7 protein-coding genes are annotated in these 10,521 nt (G+C 66.9%); all 7 read right to left on the bottom strand.

Annotation, left to right across the window (positions count from 1 at the left end):
• The coding region (locus tag AC1D12_RS13610) for a pilus assembly protein (RefSeq protein WP_477840957.1) at window positions 1–4,474 on the bottom strand (4,474 nt) is incomplete at its 3' end.
• 41 nt (window positions 4,475–4,515) lie between these two features.
• Window positions 4,516–5,229 (bottom strand): pilus assembly PilX family protein, encoded by a 714-nt coding sequence (locus AC1D12_RS13605; RefSeq protein WP_477840955.1) that lies wholly within the window; start codon window positions 5,227–5,229, stop codon window positions 4,516–4,518.
• Window positions 5,230–5,234: 5 nt separating this feature from the next.
• Complete coding sequence (locus AC1D12_RS13600) at window positions 5,235–6,242, bottom strand: PilW family protein (protein ID WP_477827097.1); 1,008 nt, start codon at window positions 6,240–6,242, stop codon at window positions 5,235–5,237.
• Window positions 6,239–6,892, bottom strand: coding sequence for a type IV pilus modification protein PilV (pilV, locus tag AC1D12_RS13595; protein ID WP_477827098.1), 654 nt, complete (start codon window positions 6,890–6,892; stop codon window positions 6,239–6,241). Before pilV ends, AC1D12_RS13600 begins: the two co-directional genes overlap by 4 nt.
• Complete coding sequence (locus AC1D12_RS13590; RefSeq protein WP_477827099.1) at window positions 6,889–7,455, bottom strand: GspH/FimT family pseudopilin; 567 nt, start codon at window positions 7,453–7,455, stop codon at window positions 6,889–6,891. Before AC1D12_RS13590 ends, pilV begins: the two co-directional genes overlap by 4 nt.
• Window positions 7,456–7,539: 84 nt before the next feature.
• The gene (locus tag AC1D12_RS13585; RefSeq protein WP_477840953.1) at window positions 7,540–9,018 is read right to left on the bottom strand and encodes a glutamate synthase subunit beta; all 1,479 of its coding nucleotides are present in this window, start codon (window positions 9,016–9,018) and stop codon (window positions 7,540–7,542) included.
• Between the two features lie 39 nt (window positions 9,019–9,057).
• A partial coding sequence (locus AC1D12_RS13580) for a GltB/FmdC/FwdC-like GXGXG domain-containing protein (RefSeq protein ID WP_477840951.1) occupies window positions 9,058–10,521 on the bottom strand: 1,464 nt, incomplete at its 5' end.

Below are 10,521 nucleotides of genomic sequence, written 5' to 3'. Positions count from 1 at the left end.
TGCCCGTGCAGGTACAGCCCGGCTGCCCTTTCACGCACGAGGTGTCGCTCGGCGCTGGCGTGCGGTCGTTGGCGAAGCGCAGCTTCTGGTCATCCACCGGAATGCCGATCGTGAAGGAAGTGGCCACGCCGTTGACCAGCGTCGGCGGGCCCAGCACGTCGCTGTTCGGCAGGCCGGTGACCGGGTCGAAGACGAACAACGTGGCCAGCGGCAGGTCGCTGCAGCTGACGCCGCTGGTGGAGATCGGCCGGATCGACGTCATCATGATGTTGTTCAACCGGTACTCGAGGTTCGACACCACCATCTCGGACGATCCGGGAAGGTTGATGAACCAGCCGTCCTTGGCAGCACCCGAACTGTTCAGGTAGTCCACCGCCGCACCGGCCGCCACCGTCACGATGCCCGTCGTGGCCGACCGGGTCAGCGTGCGCTGCACCAGCGTGCCGACGCCGCTCGGCAGGGCTCGCGGGCGGGCGGCCGTCTTCGGCGTCACCGTGAAGTCCGGTCGATCCCAGATGCCGAACACCCGCTGCGTGACACCGGTTCGCGGGTACTCCGTGCTGGTGTTCGCCAGGCCGGTGGCGAAGCTCACCATCACGCCCCCCATCGACGGGAACGTGAACTGAGGCGCACCGGTGATCGGCAGCACATCGTCGTTGGGACTGCGCGCGGTGTACAAGGGCTGCGCCACACCGGAGGTGTTGACGAACGCCACGCTCCAGTCCGCGGTATTGCTCGACGAGATGTCGAACTTCCACAGGTTGCCCTTCAGGTCGCCGGCGTAGACGACATCGGCCGTGCCGTTGTTGTCCAGGTCCACCCAGGTGGCCGTCGACAGGCCGTTGTCGGTGCTCGTGCCGTCCGCGACGATCTTCGTGTAGCGGCCGGTCCAGCTGCCGGCGGAGGTCGGGCCGTCGGCCGGGATCACGAACAGCGCGGCATGCCCGTCACGCGACTTGTAGCCGTTGCCCAGGATCAGACCGTACTTGCCGTTGTTCAGCTTCGCGACGGGTGCCGGCTGGTTGGTGCCCGGCTCGATCGAGATGTCACTGACCACATAACCCAGGTCGGCGTCATTGTCGGCCGTGAACTCCCACTTGAAGACGCTGGCCGCATTGGCCTGCGTCAGCGAGGCCGGTGTCGTGGCATCGAGTGCATAGATGCCGCGACCGCCGCGCCCCAGCGCGCCGAAGAGGTAGGTGTGCCACTCGAGGGCCGTGTTCGTCGTCGACGTGTCATCGATCCAGACGTCTGCAGTGAACGGCGTGCCGTCGACATAGGCCGTGACGCCGAAGCCTTGCTGGCCGATCGAGAAGAAACGCTGCGCCAGCGCACCAGGCGCATACGAGAACAGCGCGGCGCCGGTCTGCGCACTCGTCGTCGACTCCGGCGGCGCTTCGAACGCATGCACCATGCCGTCGTCGGAAGCGACCCAGAGCAGCTTCTTGCGGGTGGCCTTGGCCGCCGCGAAGGCACCGTAGCCGGGGTAGTTGCCGGCCGTGTAGCGCGCCACCGGCTTGTCCTGGATCCACGGTGCCGCACTGACGATCGGCCCGATGATGTTGGTGGCCAGCCGCACGCGCTGCTGGCCCGTGGCGGTACCTTCGTTGCTGCGGTCGCCACGCATGTAGTTGACCGTCGCCTGCGCCTGTGCAGCCGTCTGCGCGGTGACCGATCCGGTCGTCAGCGCAGCCTTGTAATTGGTCGTCGCGTTCAGCGTCGTCCAATCGAAGCCGATGCCCGCAGGTCCGTCATTGGTGATGACGTTGCGCGAGTTCGCGGCAATGGCGGACAGCCGGGCACCAGCGGTCCAGGTGGGAGCTGTCGCGAACGCACCGTTGCTCAGGATCGGGAATCCTTCGACGTCGCCCGAGACCTTGGAGATGCTGAAGTTGGCCAGGTACTTGTAGCCGCCGGTCGTCAGCTGGCTGGACGAGACGGCCGGGGCCGCGTTCGACGACTCGAGCGCACTCTGGAACACCGAGCGCAGCGCTGCTTCCAGCTGATCCGGGTTGAACACCAGGAAGTAGTTGTCGGGCGTGCCGTCGCCGGTGGCCGTTGCCGCGCCGCTCGCGTCCTTCACGTCCCACTTGCTCGTCGCATCAGGAAGATCCGCGACGCCGTTGGTGTAGGTGACCTTGTAGCCGCCCCACTTCGCGGCGTACCACAGCGGGTCTTCCAGCGCGCCGCCGGTGTTGCCGGTGACGGTGTACGTCGCCATGCTGGCCGGCTGGTTCTTCTGGCAGTTGTTGCAACCGCCGGACGTGTTGACGTTGGGGTGCGCGGTGCCGTCGGTCCTGGTGACCGGCAGGTTGGTCGGGTCGGTGTAGTTGAAATTCAGGATACCGGAGTGGAAATGCACGCCGTCGCGGTTGGTGCCCGAGATCGTGTAGCCGAAGCCCTGCGGGTTGACGGTCGCGTCGGCGAAGGTGGAGGTGGTGACCTTCAGCGTCGTGCCGTTCAGGTCCCACTCCAGGATGCCCGAGGCGTCCTGGTCATAGTCGCCACCCTGTTGCGAGTCTTCCCACACCACCRGGTACTTGCCGTGCGTGGCCGTCTGGCTGACCACCCGGAAGTCGACCAGCGTGCCGTTGCCGGTGTCGCCGGCCGACTTGAACAGCTGGTACGACGGCTGGATGATCGCCTTCATGGGCGTCGTCCCGCCGGTCGTCACCGTGATGCGCGGAACCCCCGGTGCCAGCGCCACGCTGTAGGTGTTGACGTGGAAATTCGGATCGGCGCTGTTCGAGGTCAGCGGCAGCGTCGTCGTATTGCGGATCGGGTTGGTGTGCRCCCAGTAGGCGGCACCCGCCAGGCTGTACGAACCCTTGTAGGCCGGCGCCGTCGGGCACAGGCCCTCGACATCGGACAGGTTGGCCAGCGTCTTCGCCGTGCACGCCTTGTCGTCCACGCTGGCCGTGTGGCCGACGAAGCGCAAGGTGCCGGTCAGGTTTTCACCGGTGCCGACGGCATTCACGTAGCTGTTCAGCGAACCGGTGGCCCCGAGGTCGGCGAACGGTGCCTGCGTGTCGCGGTCGTAGGAGACGACGCTGGCGTTGAAGTTGATGATGTCGATCGGGCGGCACTGCGGCGCGCCATAGGTGGCATTGATCGTCGCGCCACGCGTGAACGGGTCCACCCAGGCCGGGTGCGGCAGGTTCATCGTGTCGCCCTTCGCATCGGCATTCGATCCGTAGTCCGACGCCGGCGCCAGGCCCTTCAGGTAGCGCAGCGCTTCGGTGAACATCTCGCCGATCGGGTTGCCCCAGCTCGCGCACTGGTCGTTCGTGAGCGCGGTCAGCTGGTACGTGCAGCTGCCGTCGGTGGTGTTGTTGTAGCTGCTGTCGCCATATTCATAGCCGAAGACGCGCAGCCTGTTGATCGTGCCAACGATGCCGACCACGGACGTGTAGGTGCCGTCGGTCGTCGTGTTCACTTCAGGGACGAACGAGGTCACGTTGCGGCGCAGGATGCCGCCGGCGATGTTCCTCGAGAACGAGCCGGTGAGCAGGCCGAATTCGGCCTGGTTGCTCTCGCCGTACTCGTGCAGCAGGCCGATCGGCTTGTAGTTGCCGTTCGGATACTGCCGGCAACGCTCGCCGCCGATGTGCGCGCTGTTGCACGCCTCGACGCGCACGATGAAGTCGCCGTTGTTGCCGCCCGAGAGGGCCGCCGAGCGCGGCGGGTTGTCGTTGGCCGCGCTCAGGCCGGTCACGGCGAGGCTGTTGCCGTTGCCGCTGCCGTTGCTGCTCCAGCCGTTTTCGTCGCCCCACCGGCATTGCCGGCGCTCGTTGGCATTCCACAGCGAGTAGTTGCCGCTCGCGACCCGCATCAACGGCGGATTCGTCGTCGTGTGGGAATAGGCGCCGTTGACGTCGATCGTCGTGTTGCACATCGTGATCTGCGTCTGGCCCGTGTACGGAGTCAGCCGGTTGATGTCGGTGCCGTTGTAGTACTTGGCGAACGAGTGGGCGTCCATCGGCAGCGATGCACGCTCGAGCACCGTCAGCGAGCCGGTGTCGSTGGARCGGAAGCCGCCGTACAGGACCTTGCGSACCAYGTCCATGCGCGTCATSGTSGCCCAGTTCAGGAAGTTGCCGCTCCAGCCGGTGCCGCTGGCGCAGTACTTGTCGGTGGTGTCGGCAGTCCAGACGAAGCGCCCGCTCGTGCCGCTGTAGGCATAGCACTTGCCGGTATCGAAATAGCCCGAATAACGGATCGCGTGGATGTAGCCGCCATCGGGCTGCCCGTCGTTGTCGTAGTCGGTGAACTCGTTGTAGGCCCGGTAGAACAGCTGATGGTCCTTCGACATGTTCAGCATGATCGCGGGCTTGGCCGGCGTGGTCACCGCATTCGCCGGGATCGGGGTGATCGGCGTGTAGACCGTGGCCGTCGAGGCGGCGAAGGCCTGCGGCAGCGGCATCATGGCCCAGACCAGCGCGATGCAGAAGGTTCGTCGAATGATGTGACGCATGGAAAACCTCGAATGAATTCAGGAGCCGACGTGGCCGGCGATCACTTGATCGTGAAGGGCTGGAAGTACGACTGCAGGACCACCTGCGTGCGATCGGAGACGCCGAACCCGCGCGCAGTGATGCGGTAGTAGATGATTCGGCCGCCGCTGCGGGAGAACTGCTCGATCAGGTACTCCGGCTGGATGGCCACGCCGGGAACCGCCGGCGCGCCGGTGTACAGGCCGATCGGCACGCCGCCGGTGAAGGTCGCGCAGCTGGCGGCATTCACGGTCTGCGGCTTGGTGGTCGGGTCCCCCCACAGGCCGCCCTTCGCAGTCGGCCACCACGGCTCGGCGTTGGTGGAAGAGGCAACCCAACTCGTCGTCTTGTAGTCGTTCAGCGTCTTGTCGCATTGCCCGCCGACGCAGGTCGTCGAGAAGCCCGCGATGGCGCTTTCCAGCGGCCGGGCGCCTTCGCGCTTGCACTTGGCCGTGCCCTGCAGTACCGACCCGTCGGACAGCAGCAGGTCGCGCTCGGCATCGCGCATGGCCGACTCCGCCGCCTGGCGGGCAATCTCGCCGTCCAGCTGGTTGCGCGACGAGGCTTCACCAAACGTGGCGTTGCGCGCCGAGAACGCGACGATGCCCATCAGCGCCAGCATCAGCATCAGCACGACGACCATCGCGACACCCTGCTGCCGCGCCGGGGCTTGGCGACGCACGAGACGGTTCGGCAGCAGCGCCGGCGCACGGGATTCAAGACGAAGCGGCAGCATAGGAATCAATACGTCTTGTTGAGGAAGTTGCGCAGCCCGAAGACCTGTGTGTAGGTCTTGTAGGTTGAACGGTCAGTGAGCGGCTGTTGCACCGAGCTGCCGTCACAGGCCTGGTAGGTTCGCAGCGCTCCCGCGGTGTCGGCAAGCTTGCTGGCCGCACCGTAGGTGCGCGAGAGGACGCAGATGCGCACCGCGGCCACCCGGGCCCAGGGCGTCAGCGACTTGCCGTCGATGGTCAACGTCGGCAGGGGGATGCTGGCAAACTCGGCTGCGGTGTAGAACCTGTCGACCGTACGGGCGCTGGTCGAGAAGACGCCATAAGTGACCTGGAAATCCTCGATGTTCGAGATCACTGGCTGATAGGTGGTCGAGCCGGCCGCATTGCCGCGGCACTCGAGGCTGCGCACGCTGGTCGTCTGTCCATCGACCACCACGGACGTGGCAGGCCCCAGCCGGTAGTGGTTGGCGACGAACAGCGGCTTGGCGGGCGGCTGGGTTGCCGCGCCGGTGCCAACACGGCTCGTGTTGACGGTGGCCGTCCCGACGTCGTTGCCGTTGCAATCCTTGCGCTGGCCGCCGGCCTCGCCGAACGCATCGTTCGTGAAGTAGGCGACGACCAGGCCATCTTTCCCGGCCGTGCTGCCGCAGGTACCGGCTGCCACGTCGAAGTCCGTCGCGTCGCAACCGAAGATGCCCGTGTTGTAGGCGGCCACGGTCGGCGTCAGGTTGCTGTAGGCTGCCAAGACGTTTTCGTTGCCCTCGGAACTGACCGCCGGGTAGAAGCCTGCATTGACGACATCGCGACCCAGCGCCCGCAGCGCGAAGACCCCGACTTCGTTGGCCTCCGAGGTCTGGTCGATCGCGCGCTGGCTTTCGCGGGTGCCGAGGTAGAGATAGACCGCGGCGATGACGATGGCCAGGTTGATGGTGATCGCCACCAGCAACTCGACCAAGGTCAGGCCACGCTGCCCGGGACGGCGCCCGGCACGTTTCGGGAAGTGATGGCCGTTCATGGCAGGAAGGTGAAGTTGACGCAACGAACGCCAGCCGCCACGCCGGCGGCATCCGGGCAGCAGTTGCTCAGGGCCGCCGAGGTGAAAGTGCCCCCCGAGACGGTATTGCAGGCGTTGCTCGTTTCCAGGGCGTTGCCCGCCGCGTTGAGGAACTGTTTGTCGAACCACATCATCGTCACCGTCATGCCGGTGGCGCGATTGCCGGTGACGAACGCCGAGCCCTGCGGCAGCTGGCGCCGGATCTGCTGGCGCCAGATGGTCAGGTCGTAGGTGGCACGCTCGGTGGCGGTGCAGGCGGCCGTGCTGCAGTCGGTCGTGACGGCCGGCGGCGCCGTGGTCGACTGCGTGCTCCAGTTCGTGGTCAGCGCGTAGGACGAGGTCGAGGTCGCCGCTCCGCTGCTGAAGTAGGACAGCCCGGCCACATCCGGATTGGCGCGCACGCGGTCGGCAAAATCGCTGAACAGCACCGCCGTCGAGGAGCGCGCCCACGCGCCGATCTTGAAGCGCGAGGTCGTCGCCTGCAGCGCGGCGATGCCCAGCATGCCGAGGGACATGATGAGGACGGTCACCAGCACTTCGATGAGCGTGAACCCGGAGGAGCGGCGGCCGCCGCGCCCCGGACCGGAAGAGATGGAATGCATCGTTTTCATGGGCATGTCGCGCCGTAGGTCACCGTCAGCGTACGACCCAGCGGACTCACGCAGATCGTGCGGTTGGAAGAGCGGGTCGATGTCTGGTAGCGCACGTTGAAGGCACCGACATCGGTCGACCGGGGCCTGCCCGTCGCCGAGAAGAAGATCAGGCCACCGGGACCGGTGACGGTGTAATCGGTGTTCAGCGCGCTCGTCGCCAGCAGCAGGTCGTCGGCCGCGGGAGGCGACGTGACCGATGCATCGCATGCCGGATTGCGGAAGACGATCCATCCGCTGCCCCAGGCCGTCTCGGTGGTGGCGGCACAGCTCGATCCGTTGCTGCTGACGCACATCGTCACGCACGAGTTGCGCGAGGCGGCCTCGTTGCGGGCGCGCAGCACACTGCCGACGAACTCGTTGCTCGCTGCGGAACTGCGATTGCGGATCACGAAATCGCGCATCGACGGCGCCGCAACCATCGCCAGGACGGCCACGATCGCGACAGTGACCATCAATTCGATGAGGGTGAAGCCGCCGTGCCGCCAGGGCACGGAGGTGGGGGGGAGGTGGCCGCCGTTCATGGACCGTAGTCTAGGCGGAGGCCCCGCCGGCGACGGCACTGCCGGTCGGGCGGGAACGACCGTTTGTCGGCCGCCGATCGGCCCTCAGCGCGGCAAGTCGCTGGATCCCATCAGGAATTCGTCGACTGCGCGGGCCGCCTGCCGCCCTTCGCGGATCGCCCACACCACCAGCGACTGGCCGCGCCGCACGTCGCCGGCCGCGAACACCTTGGCGACATTGGTCGCATAGCCACCGATGAAATCGGTCCCGGCTCGCGCATTGCCGCGCGCATCCTTGTCGACGCCGAACGCATCGAGCACGCTCGCGACCGGGCTGACGAAGCCCATCGCCAGCAGCACGAGATCGGCCGGCAGCGTCTGCTCGCTGCCCGGCACCTCGGTCATCTTGCCGCCCTGCCACTCGACGCGCACCGCCTTCAGCGCGCGCAGCTTGCCCTTGTCCTTGCCCTCGCCGCCGATGAACTCCTTGGTGGCGATCGYGAACTCGCGCTCGCAGCCTTCTTCATGGCTGGAGCTGGTGCGCAGCTTGATCGGCCAGTACGGCCACACCAGCGGCTTGTTCTCCTGCTCGGGCGGCATCGGCATCAGTTCGAACTGCGTGACGCTCTTCGCGCCATGCCGGTTGCTGGTGCCGACGCAGTCGCTGCCGGTGTCGCCGCCGCCGATCACGATCACGTGCTTGCCGTCGGCGCGCAGCTGGTTCTTCAGCTTGTCGCCGGCGTTCAGCTTGTTCTGCTGCGGCAGGAACTCCATCGCGAAGTGCACGCCGTCGAGGTCGCGCCCCGGCACCGGCAGGTCGCGCGACTGCTCGGCGCCGCCGGCCAGCACGACCGCATCGAACTGCGCCTTCAGCTCGTCGGGCGTGATGCTTTCCTTGGCCCAGTTGGTGACCTTGCTGCCTTCGGGCAGCTTGCCGACGATCACGCCGGTGCGGAACTGCACGCCCTCGGCCTGCATCTGCTCGACGCGGCGGTCGATGTGCGACTTCTCCATCTTGAAGTCGGGAATGCCGTAGCGCAGCAGGCCGCCGATGCGGTCGTTCTTCTCGAACACCGTCACGTCATGGCCGGCCCGCGCCAGCTGCTGCGCGGCCGCCAGGCCGGCCGGGCCGGAGCCGACGATCGCGACCTTCCGGCCCGTCTTCGCCTTCGGCGGGCGCGCCTTGACCCAGCCTTCGGCCCAGGCGCGGTCGATGATCGCGTGCTCGATGCTCTTGATGCCGACCGCGTCGTCGTTGACGTTCAGCGTGCAGGCCGCCTCGCACGGCGCCGGGCAGATTCGCCCGGTGAACTCCGGGAAGTTGTTCGTCGAGTGCAGCACGTCGATGGCATTGCGCCACTCGTTGCGGTACACGAGGTCGTTGAAGTCCGGAATGATGTTGTTGACCGGGCAGCCGCTGTTGCAGAAGGGCGTTCCGCAATCCATGCAGCGCGCCGCCTGGACCTTCGACTCATCCGCCTTGAGCCCGATCACGAACTCGTTGTAGTTCTTCAGGCGCGCCTGCACGGGCGCATAGCCCTCTTCCAGGCGCTCGTACTCCATGAAGCCGGTGACTTTTCCCATGATCTCTCGCTACTCCGGTTGGCTGGGGCTGGGCCTGGCTCAGGCCTTGGCGCCACTCTTGGACTTGGGGCCGCCCTTGTCGGCGTTCTTTTCAATGACTTTCGCCTTCGCGATCGTGTCGCCGGCCTGCTTCGCCGCGTTGATCTCGCCGAGCGCGCGCTTGTACTCGCTCGGGAACACCTTCACGAAGCGGCCACGCGATTCGGCCCAGGTGTCGAGGATCTCGCGCGCGCGCAGGCTGCCGGTCCAGCGATGGTGGTCGTCGAGCAGCTTGCGCAGGATCGCCTCGTCGGCCTGGCCCAGGTGCCACACCGCCTTGTCGACCGAGGCTTCCTGTTCGGCGGCACCCAGCACCTTGTCGAGCTGCACCATCGCGGTGTTGCAGCGCTTCGCGAACTGGCCGTCTTCATCAAATACATAGGCGATGCCGCCGCTCATGCCGGCTGCGAAGTTGCGCCCGGTCTTGCCGAGCACCGCGACCGTGCCGCCGGTCATGTACTCGCAGCCGTGGTCGCCGGTGCCTTCGACGACCGCGGTCGCGCCCGACAGGCGCACCGCGAAACGCTCGCCGGCCACGCCACGGAAGAACGCCTCGCCGCTGGTCGCGCCGTACAGCACGGTGTTGCCGACGATGATGTTGCGCGTGGCGTCGCCGCGGAAGTCGATGCTCGGGCGCACCACCACGCGGCCGCCAGACAGGCCCTTGCCGGTGTAGTCGTTCGCGTCGCCGATCAGGTACAGCGTGATGCCCTTCGCGAGGAACGCGCCGAAGCTCTGGCCGCCGGTGCCCTCCATCTGCATGAAGATCGTGTGGTCGGGCAGGCCTTCGGGATGGCGTCGCACCAGCTCGCCCGACAGCATCGCGCCGACCGTGCGGTTGACGTTGCGCGTCTCCTCCATGAACTGCACCTTCTCGCCGCGCTCCAGCGCGGGCAGGCACTTCTGGATCAGCTTCACGTCGAGCGCACGTGCCAGGCCGTGGTCCTGTTCCTCGACCTGGCGGCGCGCCACGTCGGCCGGAGCCGTCGGCAGGTGGAAGATGCGCGAGAAGTCGAGGCCGCGCGCCTTCCAGTGCGAGATGCCCTTGCGGGTGTCGAGCAGGTCGGCGCGGCCGATCAGGTCRTCRAACTTGCGGATGCCCAGCTGCGCCATGATCTGGCGCGCCTCTTCGGCGATGAAGAAGAAGAAGTTGACGACGTGTTCCGGGCGGCCCTGGAATTTCTTGCGCAGCACCGGGTCCTGCGTGGCCACGCCGACCGGGCAGGTGTTCAGGTGGCACTTGCGCATCATGATGCAGCCCTCGACCACCAGCGGCGCGGTCGCGAAGCCGAATTCGTCGGCCCCGAGCAGCGCACCGATGACCACGTCGCGGCCGGTCTTCATCTGGCCGTCGGCCTGCACGCGCACGCGGCCGCGCAGCCGGTTCAGCACCAGCGTCTGCTGGGTCTCGGCCAGCCCGAGCTCCCACGGCGTGCCGGCATGCTTGATCGAACTCCACGGCGA

The organism is Rhizobacter sp. P1_G5 (genome assembly GCF_056405435.1).
Note: the sequence above shows the minus strand (reverse complement) of the source record. Positions and strands in the feature narration are given on the sequence as shown.